At 43.6% G+C, this 21,005-nt stretch carries 26 protein-coding genes; 22 read left to right on the top strand and 4 right to left on the bottom strand.

Translation table 11 applies throughout. The annotated features are described in order from the left end of the window. Positions 1 to 387: 387 nt before the first annotated feature. From rpmE to ACXAHI_RS11500, 3 genes are all read left to right on the top strand, one after another. Positions 388 to 594, top strand: a complete 207-nt coding sequence (rpmE, locus tag ACXAHI_RS11510; RefSeq protein ID WP_270180397.1) for a 50S ribosomal protein L31 — start codon at positions 388 to 390, stop codon at positions 592 to 594. A gap of 138 nt (positions 595 to 732) precedes the next feature. Continuing rightward, on the top strand, positions 733 to 1,350 hold the full coding sequence (locus ACXAHI_RS11505; protein WP_270180396.1) for a thymidine kinase: 618 nt from the start codon (positions 733 to 735) through the stop codon (positions 1,348 to 1,350). 440 nt (positions 1,351 to 1,790) lie between these two features. Further along, positions 1,791 to 2,168 (top strand): hypothetical protein, encoded by a 378-nt coding sequence (locus ACXAHI_RS11500; RefSeq protein ID WP_474847834.1) that lies wholly within the window; start codon positions 1,791 to 1,793, stop codon positions 2,166 to 2,168. 34 nt (positions 2,169 to 2,202) lie between these two features. On the opposite strand, the gene ACXAHI_RS11495 is transcribed toward ACXAHI_RS11500, so the two are convergent. After that, on the bottom strand, positions 2,203 to 3,537 hold the full coding sequence (locus tag ACXAHI_RS11495; RefSeq protein WP_474847832.1) for a CoA-disulfide reductase: 1,335 nt from the start codon (positions 3,535 to 3,537) through the stop codon (positions 2,203 to 2,205). A 140-nt stretch (positions 3,538 to 3,677) separates the two neighbouring features. On the opposite strand from ACXAHI_RS11495, the gene prfA reads away from it, so the two are divergent. The 5 genes from prfA to ACXAHI_RS11470 all read left to right on the top strand — a co-directional run bounded on the left by prfA (position 3,678) and on the right by ACXAHI_RS11470 (position 8,032). Continuing rightward, positions 3,678 to 4,748, top strand: coding sequence for a peptide chain release factor 1 (prfA, locus tag ACXAHI_RS11490; protein WP_270180393.1), 1,071 nt, complete (start codon positions 3,678 to 3,680; stop codon positions 4,746 to 4,748). A gap of 4 nt (positions 4,749 to 4,752) precedes the next feature. Then, complete coding sequence (gene prmC, locus ACXAHI_RS11485; RefSeq protein WP_474847830.1) at positions 4,753 to 5,598, top strand: peptide chain release factor N(5)-glutamine methyltransferase; 846 nt, start codon at positions 4,753 to 4,755, stop codon at positions 5,596 to 5,598. A gap of 93 nt (positions 5,599 to 5,691) precedes the next feature. Then, positions 5,692 to 6,294 carry a stage II sporulation protein R gene (gene spoIIR / locus ACXAHI_RS11480; RefSeq protein ID WP_474833400.1) on the top strand — a complete coding sequence of 201 codons (603 nt, stop codon included), beginning with the start codon at positions 5,692 to 5,694 and terminating at the stop codon, positions 6,292 to 6,294. A 76-nt stretch (positions 6,295 to 6,370) separates the two neighbouring features. After that, positions 6,371 to 6,805: a GNAT family N-acetyltransferase gene (locus ACXAHI_RS11475; RefSeq protein ID WP_474810001.1), complete on the top strand. Its 435-nt coding sequence runs from the start codon at positions 6,371 to 6,373 to the stop codon at positions 6,803 to 6,805. A 186-nt stretch (positions 6,806 to 6,991) separates the two neighbouring features. Next, positions 6,992 to 8,032, top strand: a complete 1,041-nt coding sequence (locus ACXAHI_RS11470) for an L-threonylcarbamoyladenylate synthase (RefSeq protein ID WP_270180639.1) — start codon at positions 6,992 to 6,994, stop codon at positions 8,030 to 8,032. An 88-nt stretch (positions 8,033 to 8,120) separates the two neighbouring features. On the opposite strand, the gene ACXAHI_RS11465 is transcribed toward ACXAHI_RS11470, so the two are convergent. Further along, positions 8,121 to 8,381 carry a DUF2533 family protein gene (locus ACXAHI_RS11465; RefSeq protein WP_270180389.1) on the bottom strand — a complete coding sequence of 87 codons (261 nt, stop codon included), beginning with the start codon at positions 8,379 to 8,381 and terminating at the stop codon, positions 8,121 to 8,123. Positions 8,382 to 8,522: 141 nt separating this feature from the next. Here ACXAHI_RS11465 and ACXAHI_RS11460 point away from each other — a divergent pair, with 141 nt between their 5' ends. After that, complete coding sequence (locus tag ACXAHI_RS11460; protein WP_270180388.1) at positions 8,523 to 9,080, top strand: manganese efflux pump MntP; 558 nt, start codon at positions 8,523 to 8,525, stop codon at positions 9,078 to 9,080. A gap of 33 nt (positions 9,081 to 9,113) precedes the next feature. Here the strand turns inward: ACXAHI_RS11460 and hflC are convergent, their stop codons facing one another. Continuing rightward, positions 9,114 to 10,046, bottom strand: coding sequence for a protease modulator HflC (gene hflC, locus ACXAHI_RS11455; RefSeq protein ID WP_270180387.1), 933 nt, complete (start codon positions 10,044 to 10,046; stop codon positions 9,114 to 9,116). Beyond that, positions 10,039 to 11,004: an FtsH protease activity modulator HflK gene (gene hflK, locus ACXAHI_RS11450; RefSeq protein ID WP_270180386.1), complete on the bottom strand. Its 966-nt coding sequence runs from the start codon at positions 11,002 to 11,004 to the stop codon at positions 10,039 to 10,041. Before hflK ends, hflC begins: the two co-directional genes overlap by 8 nt. Positions 11,005 to 11,162: 158 nt before the next feature. Here hflK and ACXAHI_RS11445 point away from each other — a divergent pair, with 158 nt between their 5' ends. The 13 genes from ACXAHI_RS11445 (at position 11,163) to ACXAHI_RS11385 (ending at position 20,979) form a co-directional block, all read left to right on the top strand. After that, positions 11,163 to 11,795, top strand: a complete 633-nt coding sequence (locus tag ACXAHI_RS11445; protein ID WP_270180385.1) for a low molecular weight protein arginine phosphatase — start codon at positions 11,163 to 11,165, stop codon at positions 11,793 to 11,795. Next, complete coding sequence (gene rpiB, locus ACXAHI_RS11440; protein WP_474810012.1) at positions 11,792 to 12,232, top strand: ribose 5-phosphate isomerase B; 441 nt, start codon at positions 11,792 to 11,794, stop codon at positions 12,230 to 12,232. Before ACXAHI_RS11445 ends, rpiB begins: the two co-directional genes overlap by 4 nt. A gap of 14 nt (positions 12,233 to 12,246) precedes the next feature. Beyond that, positions 12,247 to 12,819 carry a TIGR01440 family protein gene (locus ACXAHI_RS11435; protein WP_474810015.1) on the top strand — a complete coding sequence of 191 codons (573 nt, stop codon included), beginning with the start codon at positions 12,247 to 12,249 and terminating at the stop codon, positions 12,817 to 12,819. Between the two features lie 206 nt (positions 12,820 to 13,025). Then, positions 13,026 to 14,273, top strand: coding sequence for a serine hydroxymethyltransferase (gene glyA, locus ACXAHI_RS11430; protein WP_474810017.1), 1,248 nt, complete (start codon positions 13,026 to 13,028; stop codon positions 14,271 to 14,273). A gap of 204 nt (positions 14,274 to 14,477) precedes the next feature. After that, a complete protein-coding gene (upp, locus tag ACXAHI_RS11425; RefSeq protein WP_270180381.1) occupies positions 14,478 to 15,107 on the top strand; it encodes a uracil phosphoribosyltransferase in 630 nt (209 codons plus the stop codon). 679 nt (positions 15,108 to 15,786) lie between these two features. Then, complete coding sequence (locus ACXAHI_RS11420; protein ID WP_270180638.1) at positions 15,787 to 15,975, top strand: AtpZ/AtpI family protein; 189 nt, start codon at positions 15,787 to 15,789, stop codon at positions 15,973 to 15,975. After that, positions 15,976 to 16,344 carry an ATP synthase subunit I gene (locus ACXAHI_RS11415; protein ID WP_270180380.1) on the top strand — a complete coding sequence of 123 codons (369 nt, stop codon included), beginning with the start codon at positions 15,976 to 15,978 and terminating at the stop codon, positions 16,342 to 16,344. Between the two features lie 19 nt (positions 16,345 to 16,363). Beyond that, a complete protein-coding gene (gene atpB, locus ACXAHI_RS11410) occupies positions 16,364 to 17,077 on the top strand; it encodes a F0F1 ATP synthase subunit A (protein WP_270180379.1) in 714 nt (237 codons plus the stop codon). A gap of 70 nt (positions 17,078 to 17,147) precedes the next feature. Next, positions 17,148 to 17,360 (top strand): F0F1 ATP synthase subunit C, encoded by a 213-nt coding sequence (gene atpE / locus ACXAHI_RS11405; RefSeq protein ID WP_224884350.1) that lies wholly within the window; start codon positions 17,148 to 17,150, stop codon positions 17,358 to 17,360. Between the two features lie 110 nt (positions 17,361 to 17,470). After that, complete coding sequence (gene atpF / locus ACXAHI_RS11400) at positions 17,471 to 17,986, top strand: F0F1 ATP synthase subunit B (protein ID WP_474833406.1); 516 nt, start codon at positions 17,471 to 17,473, stop codon at positions 17,984 to 17,986. After that, a complete protein-coding gene (locus ACXAHI_RS11395) occupies positions 17,983 to 18,537 on the top strand; it encodes a F0F1 ATP synthase subunit delta (protein ID WP_270180377.1) in 555 nt (184 codons plus the stop codon). The genes atpF and ACXAHI_RS11395 overlap by 4 nt, the downstream gene beginning before the upstream one ends. Positions 18,538 to 18,556: 19 nt before the next feature. Next, positions 18,557 to 20,065 carry a F0F1 ATP synthase subunit alpha gene (atpA, locus tag ACXAHI_RS11390; protein ID WP_270180376.1) on the top strand — a complete coding sequence of 503 codons (1,509 nt, stop codon included), beginning with the start codon at positions 18,557 to 18,559 and terminating at the stop codon, positions 20,063 to 20,065. 50 nt (positions 20,066 to 20,115) lie between these two features. Further along, positions 20,116 to 20,979 carry a F0F1 ATP synthase subunit gamma gene (locus ACXAHI_RS11385; RefSeq protein ID WP_270180375.1) on the top strand — a complete coding sequence of 288 codons (864 nt, stop codon included), beginning with the start codon at positions 20,116 to 20,118 and terminating at the stop codon, positions 20,977 to 20,979. Positions 20,980 to 21,005: the final 26 nt, after the last annotated feature.

Below are 21,005 nucleotides of genomic sequence, written 5' to 3'. Positions count from 1 at the left end.
GCGCAGCTGGATCAAGAAAAGCGGAGCTGGCCGTTAAGACCTGAAAAGCGAAACGAGCCCGTTTAAATCCGTAGGTCGTTGGAGCCCGCGAGGATGAGACGTTTTTTGTCTCGCCCGAGGGGGTGAAACGGCCGAAGGATTTGGCTTGTGTAGCTGGATTTCGACAAGCGGTGGAAGCTTTTCGAAGGAACACGAAACACGAGGGTATAGCCTGTTTAGCTAGATCCCCAGCGGAAAGACAACTGAAAATGGCTTTCTTATGACCGATTGCATTGTGGTATGCTCCCTGCTATAATACTTCTGTATGTGCAGAAAACCGTCAGCTTCGTTTGTCGGTTTTAGATAACTCTGTTTCCTAAGGAATCAGGGCGGAAGGAGATGACATTCATGAAACAAGCAATTCACCCAGGTTATGAGAAAGTAATGGTTAAGTGTGCTTGCGGTAACGAATTCGAAACAGGATCTACAAAACAAGACGGGGTCAACGTTGAGGTTTGCTCAGAGTGCCACCCGTATTACACAGGACGTCAGAAGTTTGCTGACGCTGGTGGACGTGTAGATAAGTTTAGAAAAAAATACAACCTTAACGGTTAATGATAAGAACAGGCAAGTATCCTTCTTGCCTGTTTTTTTAACACTTCAAGGAACTTCAAGGAGTTTTAAACCTTTAAAAGGGGAATATATAGATTAGACGATGTCTTTTCGGGATAGGGAGAAAGGAGAAGCGGTTGCATGCATGTCATGAAACACAACGGCTGGATTGAGGTCATTTGCGGTAGCATGTTTTCTGGAAAATCAGAAGAATTGATCCGCCGTGTAAGAAGAGCAACTTATGCGAAACAGAAAGTTCAGGTCTTCAAACCAAAAGTTGATAACAGATATAGTGAAGAGTCCGTTGTGTCTCATAATGGCACATCGGTTATTGCTGTGCCGGTAAACGACTCAACAGCGATACTTGATCGTGTGGCTGAAGATACAGATATGGTCGCAATCGATGAAGTGCAATTTTTTGATGATGGAATTGTGGAAGTTGCCCAGCAGCTTGCTGACGAAGGCGTACGCGTCATCGTGGCAGGTCTTGACCAGGATTTCCGTGGTAAAGCATTTGGACAGGTTCCAGAGCTTCTCACAGTAGCTGAGTCCGTTACAAAGCTTCAAGCCATTTGCGTTGTCTGTGGTTCACCAGCAAGCAGAACACAGCGCCTGATCGACGGCAAGCCAGCTCACTACGACGACCCGATCATTCTAGTCGGAGCTTCAGAGTCATACGAACCACGGTGCCGCCACTGCCACAAGGTTCCAGGCAAACCAACGGCTAGAGATTTACAGCAAGAAGAAGTTACAAGATAGTGATTGTGAAAACCCGGGGAACCGGGTTTTTTATTTTGAAAAGCGGAAGTGTCCGTTTAGACCCGAAGGCGGTGGAAGCTTTTCAAGGGAACACGATTTGTGTGTTCAATTGAAAAGGTGAAGCGCCTCGAGGGTCTGGACGCTGCAGCTAGCCCAAGAAAAGCGGAAGTGAGCGTTTAGACGCGAACCTAAACGATAATCACTATAATTAGCTAATAAAAACTTTTTTTGGACAATAAAACCCCCGATTTAGCTAATAAAATTTCATTTTGACAATAAATCACGAATTTGGACAATAAACCCTCCCCAACCCCCGCTCAGCACCTTCATGCCCGCACAAAACTCCTCACACCAACTCAAAACCGTCCTCTAACTAACATAATTTAACTGCTTTACACTCCTATAAAGTCGGACACCTTAAGAACAGGAGGTGTTTTAGAATGAAAGTGGTTTGCGCAGTTTTACTCTCATCACTAATGCTATTCACTTCGGCATGTTCCCCTCTTAAGCCGCCTGAATCAAATGGTGCAGCTGGTGAAGGTCAACAATTGAACACGGATATCAATCTGAATCCAAATTCGTACCGAAACATGGGTGTAGAAAAGCCGACGATCAGTGATGATCAGGACAAAATACGTGAAGTTGTAGAAGCAGAAGGGTTAGATGCTGGGGCTGTTTCAATCAATGGAAATCACGTGTGGGTGAATGTGAAGTTTGAATCAGTGGAAACAATGGATTTGAATGAGCAGCGACGACGGTTAGCTGATAAAATTTATCAAGCCGTTCCAAGATACAAAGTGCACGTTCGAGCTAGATAAAAGCCCTCTCCCAACTATGTGGGAGAGGGTCATTTTAATGTTGTGCTCTTCTTGCGCCTTGTTGAATTGGATCCCAAACGCTGTTATATGGAGGAGCGTATGCGAGGTCAAGGTCTTCGATATCATGAAGTGTCATTTGGTGGAAAAGGGCAGTGGCGAGAACGTCGACGCGTTTATCAACACCATGCTTGCCGATAAACTGACCTCCGAGGATGCGTTCGTTGTCATCGCGGTAAACAAGTTTTACATTAAGCTCTCTCGCGTCTGGGTAGTATCCAGCAATATCTGTTGCGCGAGTTGAGCAACTTGTGAACGGTAGATTTAGCTCTTCTGCTTCTTTAGAAGATAAGCCAGTGCGCCCTAATGTTAAGTCGAAGAATTTAATAACGGACGTGCCTACGATTCCTTTAAACGTGTTTGAGCGTCCGATCATATTGAGTCCTGCGATACGACCTTGTTTATTGGCTGTTGTGCCGAGTGGGATAAAGTCATCACGCTCTTTTACACGGTGATAGTGTGTTGCACAATCACCTGCCGCATAAATATCTTCGATGCTCGTCTCCATATAACGGTTCACTTGGATGGCGCCATTCTTAGCAGTATGAAGCCCGCATTCTTGAGCAAAAGCTGTGTTCGGTTTTACTCCGATCGACACGAGAACGAGGTCAGCATCATACTCCCCTTTATCTGTGACGATCTTTCTAACTCGTGTATCACCTATAAGTTCCTCGACAGACTCCTTCGTGTGAACAGAAACGTTGTTTCGCTCTGCTTCTTCATGAATGTGTTCAGCCATATCTTCATCAAAGATGCCGCCGAGATAAGGACCTCGTTCGATGATGCGTACTTCTTTACCGATCTCGCGAAATGTTTCTGCCATCTCAAGACCGATATACCCACCGCCGATGATGGCAACGTTCTTTATCGATTCTGTTGTATCTTCCATCACCTTTTCCGCGTCTGGGATCGTTTTTAGTGTATGTACACCTTCGAGGTCAATTCCTTTCCAGTCTGGCTTGATGGGACTAACGCCTGTTGCAATCAGTAATTTATCGTAGCTTTCTTGGAAGTTCTCACCGGATTGAAGGTTCTTTCCCTTCACAATCTTGTTTTCCTTATCGACCTCTGTTGCTTCATGATAGACTCTTGCATCGATACCGTACTTCTCACGGAACGTATCGACAGTTCGCGCGATCAGTTTTTCTGTGGATTCAATTTTTCCACTAATCACATAAGGTAGCCCACATTGGCCGTATGAATAAATATTTCCTTTTTCAAGTGTCACGACCTCTGCTTCTTCATCGTTTCTTACGATTTGCATCGCTGCGCTCATACCTGCAGCATCTCCACCTATAATCACGACTTTCATGGAAACAACTCCTTTTAAGTAAAAAAACCTGTAGTTAGTTTACCCTATTCATAGAAAGTTCAAGCTATTTTTGCTTTTGACGAGCCATTTATCCTATACTATAATTAGAATGTTATGCAACGAAAACGAGGTGAAAGATCTTGTTAGAACGGTTAGAAGCTGTAGAAGAACGTTATGACAAATTGAACGGGCTATTGAGTGATCCTGAAGTGATCAGTGATACCCAGAAGTTACGTGAATATTCCAAAGAACAATCAAGTCTTGAGGAAACGGTACAGGTGTATCGTGAGTATAAGGAAGTGCTTCAAGGAATCAAGGATGCGAAAGCGATGCTTGAAGATGAGAAAGATCCTGAAATGCGCGAAATGGTGAAGGCTGAACTTGCTGAACTTACGCCGCAGGAAGAAGAGCTCGCTGAAAGACTTCGCATTCTCCTATTGCCTAAGGATCCGAACGATGATAAGAACGTTATCATCGAGGTTCGTGGAGCAGCTGGTGGAGATGAAGCTGCTTTATTTGCTGGTGACCTTTATCGCATGTACAGCCGTTATGCAGAAGCACAGGGCTGGAAATCTGAAGTGATCGAAGCAAGTTACACAGAGCTAGGTGGATTTAAGGAAATCATCTTCATGGTAAACGGTGAAGGTGCTTATTCTAAAATGAAGTACGAAAACGGTGCTCACCGTGTGCAACGTGTGCCTTCTACTGAATCAGGAGGGCGTATTCACACATCTACTGCAACGGTTGCGGTACTTCCTGAAGCAGAAGAAGTGGAAGTTGATATCCATGAGAAAGATATCCGCGTGGATACGTTCACTTCGAGCGGACCAGGAGGACAGAGTGTTAATACGACGATGTCAGCTGTCCGTTTAACACACGAACCGACTGGTGTCGTTGTATCTTGTCAGGACGAAAAGTCACAGATCAAGAACAAAGAGAAAGCAATGAAAGTTCTTAGAGCACGTGTATATGATAAGTTCCAACAAGAAGCTCAGAAAGAGTACGATGAGAATCGTAAATCAGCTGTAGGTACAGGGGATCGCTCTGAGCGAATCCGTACGTATAACTTCCCACAGAACAGAGTTACGGATCACCGTATCAACTTGACGATTCAAAAGCTTGATCAAATTCTGCAAGGTAAGATGGATGAATTTATCGATGCCTTGATTACAGAAGAACAAACTCGCTTGATGGCTGAAGCTGGAGAGTGACCTTATGAAGACAGTATTCGAAGCCCTTACGTGGGCTTCTTCTTTTTTAGAAGACCATGGACGAGAAGCTTCTTCAGCTGAGTGGCTGCTGAAGCAAGAGTTAAATGTATCACGAACAGAGTTGCTGCTTAGAATGAGAGAGGAAATGCCTGACTTTGAGGGCTTTGCACAAAAAATACGCGTTCATGCATCAGGAGTACCAATTCAGCATCTTGTGGAGCGAGAGGAATTCTATGGGCGAACGTTTCGGGTGAACAAGCATGTGTTAGTACCTAGACCTGAAACGGAGGAGTTAGTAGAAGGAATCGTCTCTCGCGGACAAGCGTTATTTGGTGAAAAGTCGCTCTCTATCGCTGATATCGGAACGGGGAGCGGAGCGATTGCAATCAGTTTAGCGCTCGAGCTTGACCGTGCTTCTGTAACGGCAGTCGATATTTCTGAAGAAGCGCTGACTGTAGCGAAAGAAAACGCTAAGATACTGAAAGCACCGGTTTCCTTTTTACACGGCGATTTAGTAGATCCTCTTAAAGGAAAGCAGTTCGATATTGTGGTTTCGAACCCACCATACATTTCACAAGAGGAGTATGAAGAGCTAGATTCCCTTGTGAAAGATCATGAGCCAATTCTTGCCCTTGTGGGTGGTGAAGATGGATATGATTTATACCGCCGCCTTGCAAATGACCTGCCAGACGTAATGGCAAGTCCTGGTCTAATTGGATTTGAAGTAGGGGAGAAACAGGCACGTACGGTTGCTGAAATGCTTCGTGTTTCATTCGGAGATCGCATAGAAGTAGACGTTGTAAACGATATAAGCGGTAAAGAACGCATGGTGTTCGGCACGATAAAATAGCCCCGTCGAATCGGCTCGCAATCTGGTGAAGAGTTCAATGTTTAAAACATTGTATTCTGGCCAGAATGAGTGCTAGAAGGGACGGGGATACAAATGAAAAGCGGACTTATAAATCTATTAATCTCATCTTTTATTCTTTTTTCAAGTCTTCAAGGGTCAACTAGTCTTGCAACAGAGCAGCAGATCATTCCAGACGAAGCGATTCGTCTTCGTATATTAGCAAATAGCAACAGTGAAGCGGATCAAAATGTAAAGCGCCGTATCCGCGATGAAGTGAACGATTCGATCAATGCTTGGGTTGCAAACTTAACGTCGATCGAAGCTTCTAGAACGGTGATCAAGGGACACTTGAACGAAATTGAAGCGATCGTTAAGAAAGAGCTAGAGGCGATTGGCAGTAACGATACGTTTAAGGTGGAATTCGGAGAAATCGCTTTTCCTACTAAGCTTTATGGAGATATGGTATACCCAGCTGGAACATACGAAGCGGTACTGATCACGATTGGTGAGGGTCTTGGCGATAACTGGTGGTGTGTATTGTTTCCTCCACTTTGTTTTCTAGATTTTTCAAATGGTGATGCAGTACAGGCTGAAACAGCTGAGCCTGTAGAAGAGGCTGAGGAAGTAGAAGTAGAGTTCTTTCTAGTACAAGTGATTCAGGATTTGATAGATTGGATCAAAGGATTGTTCGCTTAACTGTTCTATTATCCTTCTTTTTCGCATAAAACGTTAACAGAACAACTTTTATGCATCGAAAAGGAGGATGATAGATTTGTTTCTTGTAAGAGAGGCGACTTCCAAAGATGAAGAAGCAGTGAAAAATATTGTGAAACGATCAGGGCTTGAAGTGGACTTGCTTCCTGATATAGAATCATTTTTGATCGCAGAAACGGAATCGAAAGAATTGTTCGGGGTCATTGGACTTGAGAAACACGGGCGATCGGGTCTGCTTCGTGCGCTTGTGTTAAATAGTGCTGAGTCCACTTCTGAACGACTTTTACGTTTCTTCGATCAAGTGATTGCATATGCGAAGAAATGTAAGCTAGAAGAGCTTTATCTAACCTCGAATGAGGAATCATTTTTCTTTCAAGTTTTTGGTTTTTCGACAATTAGTCGCGAAGAACTATCTGTAGACATAAAACAAAATAGGTTATTCAGAGAGAATTCTTCGAACAGGGTGATCATGAGGCGCCAGTTGAACTTCTAACTTCTCCATCAACAGATTTATACACAGATCGATCGTGTTTTATCCACATTATGTGGACTAATTTGTTGAGAATGAAGAAAGTGCTTCTGCAAATCATGTAGAATCCTGCTGAATAACCTCTCTTTATCCCGAAACCAATGGGTTTATCGGCAATATGTGTATAAGAGGGTGAATAACGTGGGAGGTATCCACACAAATGTTTGGTATGTGGATGGTGATGTGGATATAGATAAACATTATCCACAGATTGCAGAAGCAGCCGAAGTATTGAAACAAAATGAAGTTGTTGCGTTTCCAACTGAAACGGTATACGGACTTGGCGGGAATGCACTCTCAGAGCAGGCAGTCGCAAAGATTTTTGAAGCGAAGGGAAGGCCAGCCGACAATCCGCTCATCGTTCACGTTGCAAGTCGTCCACATGTGGAAAAGTTAGTACCTGAAATTCCGAGCGAAGCGGCTCAGTTGATGGATGCTTTCTGGCCAGGTCCATTAACGATCGTCCTACGTGGAGGAAAAGGGGTTGCGACGAACGTTACCGCTGGGCTTGATACAGTGGCTATTCGCATGCCTGATCATCCGGTCGCGCTTGCTTTACTAGAAGCAGCAGATATCCCGTTAGCTGCGCCTAGCGCGAACCTTTCTGGTAAACCGAGTCCTACGACTGCAGCGCACGTTATTCATGACTTAACTGGAAGGGTTGCTGGTGTTGTGGATGGTGGAGCAACAGGAGTAGGACTCGAATCCACGGTAGTTGATTGTTCTGGTGATACGATTACAATCCTGAGACCAGGCGGAATTACGAAAGAACAGTTAGAAGAAGTGGTCGGTCATGTTGAAATCGATCCGGCGCTAACAGATGAAAGTCATAAACCTAAATCTCCAGGTGTGAAATATAAACATTATGCACCGTCTGCACCAGTAACACTTGTGGATGGGACGAGCTCTTTTCTCCAAGCGATTGTTGATAAACGGAGGAAACAGGGTTTGAAAGTAGGCATATTAGCAACGGAAGAATCAGAATCTGGATATCTAGCAGATGTCGTGATACCTTGTGGATCAAGAAGTGATCTCGTCACAGTCGCTAATCGCTTGTACGATGTTCTTCGGAACTTCGACGAAGCTGAAGTAGATGAGATCTACAGTGAAGTTTTCACAGAAGAGGGTGTTGGTGCTGCAGTAATGAACCGGTTATCAAAAGCTGCTAGCGGAAACGTAATAAAAGAATAGTAAAGTGCGAGCATCCAACTAGGGTGCTCGCTTTTCTTATTCTCAACATAAAAATCACCCGAACGCCGGGTGATTTTGGGTGCTAGTCCTATTTTCGCTTTTTCTGAACAAATTCTTCAATCATCATTTTAGTTACGTAAGAACGTGTTGGAATCGATCCTTGTTTAGCGAGTTCGTTTATTTCGGAAGTTAATTCGTTGATTCGGTCGAGTGAATAAGGTTCATTAGCATGACAATGTTCGATTGCCTTTTCGATTGCTGCTTCTCGTTCTTTATCTAATTGTATAAATAGGTTGATTTCACGATTTTTTCTTCCAAGCTGTGATGAAATGTCTCTGTGTACGCTCATTGAGTATAGCCTCCAAAAGTTTGACTTATCCTAGAATCATTTCCCTTATCCTACGACTCTTAACCTATTATTGCGCCTTTCTCTTCTATTTTCAAGTGGACGTGCATAAAAGTGGAATAGCACGTCCCGGGAGGGGAGAGTATGATTTCCACGGCGCTTATTGGAGAGCTCGCGACATTGAGTATCATGGCATTGGCTCTCGGAATGGATGCTTTTTCAGTTGGACTAGGTATGGGAATGATTCCGCTTCGTATTCGTCAGATTGTTAAGATTGGTATCGTAATCGGGTTGTTCCATATGGGGATGCCCCTTGCTGGTTTGTTGATCGGAAAAGTGATCTCCGTTCATTTCGGCAGTATCGCATCGATGATTGGAGGAGGTTTGCTGCTCATATTAGGATTGCAGATGTGTCTCTCTTCGTTTACATCGAATGATAAGCCTTTTGTAAAACCGCTCGGCATCGGGTTACTATTGTTTTCTCTTAGTGTGAGCTTGGATAGTTTCTCGGTTGGATTGAGTCTAGGTATTTATGGTGCAAGAGTAGTCGTTACGATCGTCTTGTTCGGTCTGATCAGTATGATGTTGACGTGGGCTGGGTTAATCATAGGAAAAAAGTTTCAGAACGTAATAGGATCATATAGTGAGTTATTCGGTGGATGTATCTTGTTCGGGTTTGGATTAAAGCTTCTCGTTATATAGAAGATGATGCCGCCCTAAGGCGACATCATAGTGTTATTCTGAGATTCCCTGTAAAAGTTGAGCATAAGGAGAATCGGAAGGTAGCATGATGACTGTTTCATCATTTAGTGTTGTACGATAAGACTTCAGCGTTCGATAAAGCTCATAAAACTCTGGGTCTTGACTGAACGCTTCGTTATAGATCTTAGCTGCTTCAGCTTCCCCTTCTGCGACGATTTCTTGCGCATCAGCATCGGCTTTCGCAAGGATCGTAGCTACTTCTTTATCTGTCTCGGCTTTGATTCGGTCTGATTCAGCGTCCCCTTGAGACAGGTATTCTTGCGCTTTCGATTCACGCTCAGAAATCATTCTCTGGAAAACGGACTTTTCGTTCGCATCCGGAAGGTCGGTCCGTTTCATTCTGACGTCAGTAACGCTAATTCCATACGCGTCTCGATCGAGTAATTCGTTTACGCGGTCGCGTACACGGTTGTTAAAACTACCTCGGCTAGATTTTTCTTCATTAATAATTTCATCGTATGTTAACTGACCAAGCTCTGATCGAATAACGGAGAAGATGAATTCTCCCATCTTCGCTTCAGCATTTTCAATCGTTCGAGCATTACTGATCATACTCTGTGGATCTTTGACAGACCACACCGCATAGTTATCAACAGTCATCCGTTTTTTATCTTTGGTCGTGATTTCCTCTGGATTCACATCATACAGCATTTGATATTTTGGTAGTGTCGTAATCGATTGAATAAAAGGAATCTTAAAGTTTAAGCCAGGGCTCGTTTCAATTCGAACAACATCACCGAATTGACGGACAACCTTGTATTCGCCCTCTTTCACGACGAAGATGGAGCTGAAGATTCCGCCGATTATAAGAAGAAGTGCGATGATGAGGAGTGCGCTTTTAATCAGTTTAGATGGGTTGATGTTCTTTCGGTGCTCATCCATATTAAAAACGTTATTATCACTCATTCGATTCACTTCCTTTCGGCTTCGTTTCAGTCTTTGTTTCAGTTTTACCAGGCTGGATCGGAAGGTATTTCACAGTGTCTCCGCCTTCATCGGTAATGTAGATCTTCGTATCAGGTAGAACTTCTTCTAGCGTCTCTAGGATGAGACGTTTTTTCGTTACGTCAGGGTTATTCTTATACTCGTTGTATAGTGCGTTAAATGTTGCAACGTCACCACGCGCTTGCTCGATACGCTGCGCCTTTTTACCTTGTGCTTTAGAAATACGCGCATCTTTCTGTCCTTCTACAACGCTTAGTTCCTGGTTTTTGTATTTTCTTGCACCGTATATCGTCGTTTCCTTTTGTTCACGAGCGTCAACGACGTTTGTGAATGCTTTTCGAACTTCGTCGTTTGGTAACTCAACATCTTGTAGCTTTACGTCCAGGATCGAGATGCCGATTTCGTAGTCATCGATAAGCTTCGTGAGAATTTCACGAACGCTTCCTTCAATTTCGGCTTTACCAGAGGTGAGCGCTTCATCGATTTCTGAGCTTCCGATAACTCCTCGCAGTGAAGCAGATGTTGCGTTATAAAGGATTTCTTTAGGCTGATCAGAATAATAAAGGTATTTCTTAGGATTCGTGATTCGCCATTGTACGACGAGGTCAGCGAGAACGATGTTTTCGTCTCCAGTTACCATTTTCGTTTCTTTTGGAAAATCTACGATCTCTCCATCTTTTTCATCATATCCGAACGTTAAACTAAACGTTTCTCTCGGTAATATATCAACTTTTTGTATTGGCCATGGCAACTTAAAATGAAGGCCAGCATCGCTAATCTCTTCATCTACTTTCCCAAATGTCATGATTACAGCTTGTTCGGATTCATCGACCGTATACCAGCTCGTAACGAGAACGAGTCCAAGCACTAGAAACAGGACGATAGATCCGGCGATCACTGCTATTCTTCTTTGTGACATTGACTTTCCCCCCTTGGTTTTGCTTGTAACAAGTATTACGTTTACTTGTTACAAAAAGTTTCATTTACATTAAAAATTATTTCACAGATTGGACGTAGTTGAACAGGGTGGATTTATCGCCTGACATCTCTCATAATAAAGGTAGAAGGAGAGTGGCTATGTTGAAAGTAGTATTTATCTGCACAGGGAATACATGTCGAAGTCCGATGGCGGAAGCGATCGTAAAACATAAAAACAGAAATATAGAAGTTAAATCTGCAGGCGTCTTCGCTGCAAATGGGTCCCCAGCGAGCCAACAGGTTGAAACCTTATTAAAAGATAAGAACATTTCCTTTTCTCATAGTGCTCGTTTACTAGACCGGGAGCTTGCGGAATGGGGGGACCTGCTCCTTACGATGACAGAAAGTCATAAAGCATTAGTTTTGAGAGATTTCCCAGAGCTATCGCATAAAGTAAGTACGTTAAAAGAGTATGCGTTTGGAGAAGAGATGTATGATCCTTATCAAAAAAAAGCAGCAGAACTCGAAACGAAGCGTGCCACTTTTGTACATGAATTGAATGGACTGAGTGGTGAAGAAGAAGAGAAGAAAAGAAAAGAATTTGAACAAGAGCTTATAAAAGAAATAAAGGAATTGGAAAAGTTAGAGAGTAGCCTACCTTCGATCGATATTTCAGATCCCTTCGGTGGATCGTTAGAGCACTATCATGAAACGTATAATGAAATTGAAGATGCGATCGAACGATTAATCGAACGATTAAAAGAGGAAGATAATGAGGAGGATGAACGGTGAGAGTAGCAATCGGGGCGGATCACGCAGGAGTTATGATTAAGGATGACATTATTGGAGTGATAAAAGAATTAGGAATGGAGGTCATCGATCTTGGGTGTGATTGTAAAGAATCGGTGGATTATCCTGACTATGCGATTCCAGTAGCAGAGCATGTTGCGAATGGGACAGCGGACCGCGGTATCCTTATTTGTGGTACAGGCATCGGCATGTCGATCGCAGCCAATAAAGTTGAAGGTATTCGATGTGCGCTCGTTCATGACCTTTTTAGTGCAAAAGCAACGCGCCAGCATAATGATTCGAATGTACTTGCGATGGGCGAACGAATCATAGGACCAGGACTCGCGAAAGAAATCGCCAAAGTGTGGCTTGAAACAGAGTATGAAGGCGGTCGTCACGCAAAGCGCGTTGGTAAGATCACTGCTTACGAAACGAATTAAAGGAGGAATGAGCTATGGATGAGAAAATGGCTCAGCAGATTTCTCTGCATACCCGTGAAGCACTAGATGATTTACAAGTTGATGCACGCTTGTCTAAACAGCATCTGTTAGTGGTAGGGATGAGTTCGAGTGAAGTGATGGGAGAAAGAATCGGAACAGCAGGCACTACTTTTGCTGCTGAAGCTGTTTATGAAAGCATTGGGTCATTTCAGAATGAGACTGGTGTTAGCATCGCCTTTCAATGCTGTGAACATTTAAATCGTGCCCTCGTTGTAGAACGTGAAACAGCGGAAGCAAGAGGATACGAAATTGTAGCCGCTGTACCGACTGTAAAAGCGGGTGGCTCGATGGCGACGTATGCTTTTCAAAGAATGACTGACCCTGTCCTCGTTGAATTTATCTCAGCAGATGCAGGGATCGACATCGGTGATACGTTTATCGGCATGCATATTAGGCACGTGGCCGTTCCAGTCAGAGGCAGACACAAGATGATCGGACATGCTCACTTAACGATGGCAAGATCTCGTCCTAAGCTGATCGGGGGAGAACGAGCATCTTATCCAAGTAAGAATGAACATTGTTTCTAAGAGGTATTAATAGTGATCAGGAGAAGGCTATATCCTTCTTATAGCAGCAATAGGTACAAAAGCAGTAAGTGAAAAGGCGAACATTCGAAACATTTTGAGATTTAATATACGGTCTTCAAAATCTGTGATACAATGCAAGCGAGATTGATTCACGACTATTCAAATTATAAGGATAGAAATATGTGTGAGATAGAAAGGGGATATCAATGCAACAAGTAGCAAAGCATGATCAAGAGTTATTTCAGGCAATTCAGGACGAGCTAGGTAGACAACGTAGCAAAATTGAACTAATTGCATCAGAGAACTTTGTTTCTGAAGCTGTAATGAAAGCGCAAGGATCTGTCCTAACGAACAAATATGCAGAAGGCTACCCAGGGCGCCGTTACTACGGTGGTTGTGAATATGTAGATGTAGCTGAAAACATCGCAAGAGATCGCGCGAAGCAGTTATTTGGAGCAGACCATGTTAACGTACAGCCTCACTCTGGCGCACAAGCAAACATGGGCGTGTACTTCACTGTTCTAAATCATGGAGATACGGTTCTTGGTATGAACCTTTCACACGGAGGTCATCTCACACATGGAAGCCCTGTAAACTTCAGTGGTGTTCAATATAATTTTGTGGAATACGGTGTAGATAAAGAGACACATCGCATCGATTACGATGATGTGCTTGAGAAAGCAAAAGAACATCGTCCGAAATTGATCGTTGCAGGTGCGAGTGCATACCCTCGTGAGATCGACTTCAAGCGTTTTAGAGAGATCGCTGATGAAGTAGATGCTTATTTGATGGTCGATATGGCGCACATTGCTGGCCTTGTCGCAACTGGACACCATCCTAATCCAGTTCCATATGCAGATTTCGTAACAACAACGACTCACAAGACGCTTCGCGGTCCACGCGGTGGAATGATTCTTTGTAAAGAAGAATTCGCGAAGAAGATCGATAAGTCTATGTTCCCAGGTCTTCAAGGCGGTCCTCTCATGCACGTGATCGCTGCAAAGGCAGTGGCTTTTGGAGAAGCACTATCTGATGAATTCAAGCAATACTCTGAGAACATCATCAAGAATGCTAGAAAACTAGCTTCTTCTCTTGAAAAGGAAGGCATTAACCTAGTCTCAAATGGAACGGATAACCATCTCGTACTATTAGACCTTCAAAGCTTAGACATTACTGGAAAAGTTGCTGAAAAAGCGCTTGATGATATCGGTATTACTACGAATAAAAATACAATTCCGTTCGATCCACAAAGTCCTTTCGTAACGAGCGGACTCCGTATCGGAACGGCTGCAGTTACGTCACGTGGCTTCGGTGAGCAAGAAATGGAAGAAATCGCAAGTATCATGAGCGACGTTCTTCACAACATTGAAGACGAAGCTGTGCTTAAGAAAGCGGAGCAGCGTGTCATTGATCTAACAAATAAATTTCCAATGTATGAAGATCTTTCCTATTAATAGTAAAGATTGAAAACACCCAGGGGCTATCGAGTACATTCGATAGCCTTTTTTTACTGTCTTCGCATTGCATATGACCTATTTTCGATCAATGAGTGCGAATATTTTATCATCTTAGAAAACCTTGAATAAGTCCTCGTTTTTCTGTAAAATTGCGAAGAAGATTGTGGAACGATACTAAAATGAGAAGGGGAGATTGTACAAATGGGTAAAGTATACGTGTTCGATCATCCATTGATTCAGCATAAGCTTACATACATTCGAGACGAGAAAACAGGCACTAAGGAATTTCGTGAATTGGTCGATGAAGTTGCTGCTCTGATGGCTTATGAAATTACGAGAGAACTTCCAACTGAGGAAGTCATTGTGAAGACTCCTGTAACTGAAGCGAAATCGAAAGTCCTTTCAGGTAAAAAACTCGGACTTGTTCCGATTCTAAGAGCTGGACTCGGTATGACAGACGGAATCCTTAAGCTTATTCCTGCTGCAAAAGTAGGACACGTTGGACTTTACCGTGACCCTGAAACACTTCAGCCGGTTGAATACTACGTAAAGCTCCCTGCAGACATTGAGGAACGTGAATTCATCGTGATCGACCCGATGCTTGCTACTGGCGGATCCGCTGTTGAAGCGATCAACTCGATCAAGAAGCGCGGTGCACAAAACATCAAGATGATGTGCTTGATCGCAGCTCCAGAAGGTGTTGAACTTCTTCAAGAAGCTCATCCAGATGTAGACATTTTCATCGCTGGTCTCGATGAAAAACTAAACGAAAAAGGATATATTGTTCCTGGACTAGGCGACGCTGGTGATCGTCTTTATGGAACGAAGTAATCGAGAACCTCTCCAACATGGAGAGGTTTTTCTTTTGCTATCAGAAATGTAGTGACTTCCGCTCCAGGATGCTCGCTTTCCGCGGGGCAGAGGGAGCCTCCTCGTCTCTAACGCTCCTGCGGACCCGTCCCGCACATTCCGCAGGAGTCGACCATCCTTCCCCTCCAAATCAATGTCACTAAACTTCACTCAAACCCGGTCCTTTTAAAAGCAAATTAGTGACAGAAGTAAAAAGTAGTTACTTGAACGTTGAAGGAAAGGTTAGCTTCGCTTTATCTTGTTGGGGTCTGTACTATTCACAAACTGAAAAGATTATAAAAATCTTACAAGCTAACCCTCTTCTAATTAGAACGGTTTTTGTTTTAAAAACTGTCCCACTCACATAAAATGTGAAAAAAAAGTGACAATATTGTTCGAGTTTATCCGCTAAATTTTACCTCTTTTCTATATAAGGTTTCGCAGAAGACTTGAAAGCGTTATAATCCTTGTGTATATGGGGATTTTGGGACGCATTTCGATTTGTGAAGTTCATCACACCATTTGCTTGAAACACATTGACATGGTTGGATGCCTATTGTATCCTTACAAAGGGTATAGTGATAAGGTTTTCATCCGCGCAGGAGAGACGATCTCTCCCTAAACTAACCTCAACAGAAAAGGGGCGCTTCATTTGAAGGCGATGGCACTTTACTCAACCATCCTGTCTTACCTTGTCGGATCGATACTCACAGGGATCTTCCTTGGAAAATGGATGGACAGCCTTTTCGACACTTTTCCACTTTTTCTTGTCATCGGACTCCTATTAGGGCTCGGTGGAGGAATATATGGACTAGTTCGTCTTCTACATAAGTTTACAGGGGAAGATTAAATGACAGAATATAAACAACATTTCCGCCGCTACTTACAATACACCCTGTATCTGCTCGCAATCTTCGTTCTAGGTTGGGGAGTTACCTCAAGCAAAGCATTATTCCTCGGGTTAATACTAGGAACCATATTTAGTATTTATAACCTATTCAACATGTTCCGTAAAATAAATCGACTTGGACAAGCTGCTGAAGAAGGGAAGAAAGCAAAATCTCTAGGCTTCTTAACAAGGTTAGCTGTGGCTGGACTAGCTGTTGCAATCGCGACTCGATATCCGGAACTGTTCAACTTGCTAGGTGTGGTAATTGGGTTGATGGTGACCTACATTATCATTCTCATAGATTCAATACTTCAAATACGCTTTAAGTAGGAAGAGAGGTGAAAAGCTGTTGGAACATAATGCACCTACAACTGGCGAAATATTAGGCATTACTTTTAATCTTTCCAATGTACTCATGATCACGATCGCATCCGCTATCGTTTTCATCCTTGCAGTTGTAGCAACTCGCTCACTAGCAATGCGACCAACTGGTTTGCAGAACTTTATCGAGTGGGTGATGGACTTTGTGAAAGGTCTGATCTCAAGCACCATGGACTGGCAAACAGGAGGACGATTCTTGTTTCTTGGGATGACGCTACTCATGTATATCTTCGTCTCAAACATGCTTGGTCTTCCATTCGCCATTTCGTTTAATGACGAACTATGGTGGAAGTCTCCAACTGCAGACCCGACGATCACGCTGACACTAGCAACGATGGTCGTGGTGCTCACACACTATTACGGTGTGAAAATGAAAGGTGCAAAGGAATACGGTAAAGGATTCTTTACCCCAATGAAATTCCTATTTCCTTTCAAGTTAATCGAGGAATTTTCAAACACATTGACGCTTGGTCTTCGTCTTTACGGAAACATTTTTGCCGGTGAGATCTTGCTTGGACTCCTAGCTGGACTTGGAGCTGCAGGAATCGGCGGAGCGCTTGGAGCCTTTCTTCCTATGCTCGCATGGCAAGGATTCAGTATCTTTGTCGGTACAATTCAGGCGTTTATCTTTGTAATGCTAACCATGGTTTACATGGCACACAAAGTGGCAGACGACCACTAAAAAACAGTATTAATGAACTTTTCATTATATAAAAAATCTATTTTTATGAATATTAAGGAGGAAATTTAGCATGGGTTTAATCGCAGCTGCAATTGCAGTAGGTCTAGCGGCAGTAGGTGCCGGTATTGGTAACGGTCTTATCGTAGGACGTACAGTAGAGGGAATCGCTCGTCAACCAGAACTTAGAGGTACTCTTCAAACTACAATGTTCATCGGTATCGCACTAGTTGAGGCACTTCCGATCATCGGTGTAGTAATCGCATTTATCGTAATGGGTCAATAATTACTTACGAAACTTTATAGAAAAATCGTAACGTTTCATGATGGCGGAGAAAGTTTCGAAATGAAACCTTCGCCATTCGTTTTGTATGATCTCTGAAGGGAGTGAACACGTTGTTCAACAGTCTAATTCTTGGAGCTGGCACAGGGATTCACGCTGGTGATATCCTTTATCAGCTTTTCGCATTTATCGTGCTTCTTGCTCTATTGAAAAAGTTCGCTTGGGGCCCGTTGATGGGTATCATGAAAGAACGAGAGCAGCATATCGCTAATGAAATCGAATCTGCTGAAAAGAACCGTAAAGAAGCTGAAGCTTACTTAAATGAACAGCGCGAAGAAATGAAGCGTGTTCGTCAAGAAGCGCAAACTATGCTTGAGAACCAAAAGAAAATGGCTGACCAAAAAGGTCAGGAAATGATTGAAGCAGCACGTCTTGAGGCTGAACGCTTGAAAGAAGCAGCAACAGCTGACATCGCTCGTGAACGTGAAACTGCTGTAGCATCACTGCGCGAGCAGGTTGCATCTCTATCTGTAATGATCGCTTCCAAAGTTGTTGAGAAGGAACTGGACGAGCGTTCACAGCAGAAGCTGATCGATGACTACCTTTATCAGGCAGGCGGTCAGAAATGAGCAGGGACCTTGAAGTAATCGCAAAACGTTATGCTAACGCTCTTTTTGAAATTGCTCATGAGCAAGGAACCGTTGAGCAAGTGAAGCAAGAGCTTGCAGTCGTTAACGATGTATTCAATGAAACTGACGACTTGATGGAAGTGTTCGCACATCCTAAGTTTACAAATGCGCAAAAGAAAGAAGTCATCCAAAACAGCTTTGGAAAGTCACTTTCAGCGCCAGTTTTAAATACGCTTCTCACATTGGTTGAACGTGATCGTATCGCGATCGTTTTCGATCTGATCAACCACTATCATATGTTCGCAAATGAGCAGCAGCAAACAGCTGCAGCTAAAGTGTATTCTGTAATGCCTCTTTCAGAGGAAGAGCAGAACAAGATCTCTGCAGTTTTTGCAGAACGGGTAGGCAAGAAAACACTTCAAATCGAAAACGTGATCGACCCAACTTTGATCGGTGGTATCAAAGTACGTGTCGGAAATCGCATTTTTGATGGAAGTATCAGCGGTAAACTTAAACGCATGGAACGTCAATTAGTTTCAGCGAAAGGCTAGAAGATAGGGGTGAATATGCATGAGCATCAATGCTGAAGAAATCAGTACTCTGATAAAGCAACAGATCTCAGATTATCAAGCTGATATTAAAGTTGATGATGTAGGTACCGTAATCCAAATCGGTGACGGTATCGCTCGTGCCCACGGTCTTGATAACGTGATGGCAGGAGAACTTGTTGAATTTTCAAATGGTGTAATGGGTATGGCTCAGAACCTGGAAGAAAATAACGTAGGTATCATTATTCTTGGACCTTACACGGATATTCGTGAAGGTGACGAAGTTCGTCGTACTGGCCGTATTATGGAGGTTCCAGTTGGTGAAGAGCTTCTTGGCCGTGTTGTTAACCCTCTTGGACAGCCTGTTGATGGACAGGGTCCACTTGGTACTTCAAAAACACGCCCAATCGAAAGTCCGGCTCCAGGTGTTATGGATCGTAAATCCGTACATGAGCCTCTTCAAACAGGAATCAAAGCGATTGACTCTCTTATTCCAATCGGACGTGGACAGCGTGAGTTGATCATCGGTGACCGTCAGACTGGTAAGACATCAATTGCGATCGATACAATTCTTAACCAAAAAGAAGAAGACATGATCTGTATCTATGTTGCGATCGGGCAAAAAGAATCTACGGTTCGTGGTGTTGTTGAAACACTTCGTAAGCAGGGTGCACTTGATTACACAATCGTTGTAACGGCATCTGCATCTCAGCCGGCTCCACTTCTTTTCCTAGCACCATATGCTGGTGTAACGATGGGTGAAGACTTCATGTATAACGGCAAGCACGTTCTTGTTGTATACGATGACTTAACAAAGCAGGCTTCTGCATACCGTGAACTTTCCCTATTGCTACGTCGTCCTCCAGGTCGTGAAGCATATCCAGGGGATGTATTCTATCTTCACTCCCGCTTACTTGAGCGTGCAGCGAAGCTTAGTGATGCAAAAGGAGGAGGCTCACTAACAGCCCTTCCATTTATTGAAACGCAAGCTGGTGACGTATCAGCTTATATCCCAACAAACGTTATTTCCATCACGGATGGACAGATCTTCCTTCAATCTGACCTCTTCTTCTCGGGTGTACGTCCGGCGGTTAACGCAGGTCTTTCCGTATCCCGTGTAGGTGGATCCGCTCAGATTAAAGCGATGAAGAAGGTTGCGGGTACACTCCGTCTTGACCTTGCATCTTATCGTGAACTAGAAGCATTTGCTCAGTTTGGTTCTGACCTTGATAAAGCGACTCAGGCTAAGCTAAACCGTGGTGCACGTACAGTTGAAGTACTGAAGCAGGGACTTAACAAGCCGCTAGCAGTAGAGAAGCAGGTTGCGATCCTTTACGCATTGACTCGCGGATTCCTTGATGATATTCCTGTTGAAGACATTCAGCGTTTTGAATCAGAAATGATGACTTGGATCGAACACAATAAGAAAGATCTTTTCAATACAATTCGCGAAACAAAAGCTCTTCCAGACGAAAAAGAATTCAACGCAGCAATCGAAGAATTCAAAAAGAGCTTCGCAGTTTCTGAATAAGAGGGATGCGGCGGAAACGCCGCGGCCAGCTTAAAAGGTGGTGAAAATGAGTGGCATCTTTACGCGATATTAAGTCGAGAATTACATCGACTAAGAAGACAAAGCAGATTACAAAAGCGATGCAGATGGTTTCAGCAGCGAAACTTAACCGTGCAGAAATGAATGCAAAGTCATTCGTTCCTTACATGGAAAAGATTCAAGATGTTGTAGCTAGTATCGCTACTGGGTCAAGCGGCGCTAGTCATCCGATGCTTGAAAGTCGTGACGTCAAGAAGACAGGTTATGTTGTTATCACATCTGACCGTGGTCTAGCGGGCGCATACAACAGCTCGGTTCTACGCCATGTATATCGAACGATCAATGAACGTCATAGCTCAAAAGACGAGTATGCCATCATCGTAGTTGGTAAAGTAGGACTATCCTTCTTTAAAAAACGCGATATGCCTGTAGTGGAAAGCATCGTTGGTCTTGCTGACCAGCCTTCCTTTGCAGACATTAAAGACATTGCATCTAGAACGGTTAAGATGTTTGAAGATGGTGCCTTCGATGAGCTTTATATGTACTATAACCACTATGTAAGTGCCATTCAGCAAGATTTAACGGAGAAGAAGCTTCTTCCGTTAACGGATATTGAGACAGGTGAAAGTAAGTCACTCGCTAGCTATGAGTACGAGCCTTCTGAAGAAGAAATTCTTGAAGTCCTGCTTCCTCAATATGCTGAAAGCTTGATCTACGGTGCGCTTCTCGATGCAAAAGCAGCAGAGCACGCTTCCCGTATGACAGCGATGAGAAGTGCGACTGACAATGCAGACGACCTCATCGGCAGCCTTACACTTTCTTACAACCGTGCGCGTCAGGCAGCGATCACTCAGGAATTAACTGAGATTGTTAGTGGGGCAGCGGCATTAGAATAGCGGAAGTGGCCGTTTAGGTCCGACAA

Source organism: Anaerobacillus sp. ABD4_527 (assembly GCF_056160805.1).
Note: the sequence above shows the minus strand (reverse complement) of the source record. Positions and strands in the feature narration are given on the sequence as shown.

Coding starts and splice junctions, on each gene's coding strand:
- ACXAHI_RS11420 (WP_270180638.1), top strand. CDS start 15,787: ATGGCACTTTACTCAACCATCCTGTCTTACCTTGTCGGATCGATACTC.
- ACXAHI_RS11505 (WP_270180396.1), top strand. CDS start 733: ATGCATGTCATGAAACACAACGGCTGGATTGAGGTCATTTGCGGTAGC.
- ACXAHI_RS11500 (WP_474847834.1), top strand. CDS start 1,791: ATGAAAGTGGTTTGCGCAGTTTTACTCTCATCACTAATGCTATTCACT.
- atpA (WP_270180376.1), top strand. CDS start 18,557: ATGAGCATCAATGCTGAAGAAATCAGTACTCTGATAAAGCAACAGATC.
- glyA (WP_474810017.1), top strand. CDS start 13,026: ATGCAACAAGTAGCAAAGCATGATCAAGAGTTATTTCAGGCAATTCAG.
- prmC (WP_474847830.1), top strand. CDS start 4,753: ATGAAGACAGTATTCGAAGCCCTTACGTGGGCTTCTTCTTTTTTAGAA.
- ACXAHI_RS11460 (WP_270180388.1), top strand. CDS start 8,523: ATGATTTCCACGGCGCTTATTGGAGAGCTCGCGACATTGAGTATCATG.
- hflK (WP_270180386.1), bottom strand. CDS start 11,004: ATGTCACAAAGAAGAATAGCAGTGATCGCCGGATCTATCGTCCTGTTT.
- ACXAHI_RS11495 (WP_474847832.1), bottom strand. CDS start 3,537: ATGAAAGTCGTGATTATAGGTGGAGATGCTGCAGGTATGAGCGCAGCG.
- ACXAHI_RS11445 (WP_270180385.1), top strand. CDS start 11,163: ATGTTGAAAGTAGTATTTATCTGCACAGGGAATACATGTCGAAGTCCG.
- ACXAHI_RS11435 (WP_474810015.1), top strand. CDS start 12,247: ATGGATGAGAAAATGGCTCAGCAGATTTCTCTGCATACCCGTGAAGCA.
- spoIIR (WP_474833400.1), top strand. CDS start 5,692: ATGAAAAGCGGACTTATAAATCTATTAATCTCATCTTTTATTCTTTTT.
- ACXAHI_RS11395 (WP_270180377.1), top strand. CDS start 17,983: ATGAGCAGGGACCTTGAAGTAATCGCAAAACGTTATGCTAACGCTCTT.
- upp (WP_270180381.1), top strand. CDS start 14,478: ATGGGTAAAGTATACGTGTTCGATCATCCATTGATTCAGCATAAGCTT.
- rpmE (WP_270180397.1), top strand. CDS start 388: ATGAAACAAGCAATTCACCCAGGTTATGAGAAAGTAATGGTTAAGTGT.
- ACXAHI_RS11465 (WP_270180389.1), bottom strand. CDS start 8,381: ATGAGCGTACACAGAGACATTTCATCACAGCTTGGAAGAAAAAATCGT.
- atpE (WP_224884350.1), top strand. CDS start 17,148: ATGGGTTTAATCGCAGCTGCAATTGCAGTAGGTCTAGCGGCAGTAGGT.
- hflC (WP_270180387.1), bottom strand. CDS start 10,046: ATGAGTGATAATAACGTTTTTAATATGGATGAGCACCGAAAGAACATC.
- ACXAHI_RS11415 (WP_270180380.1), top strand. CDS start 15,976: ATGACAGAATATAAACAACATTTCCGCCGCTACTTACAATACACCCTG.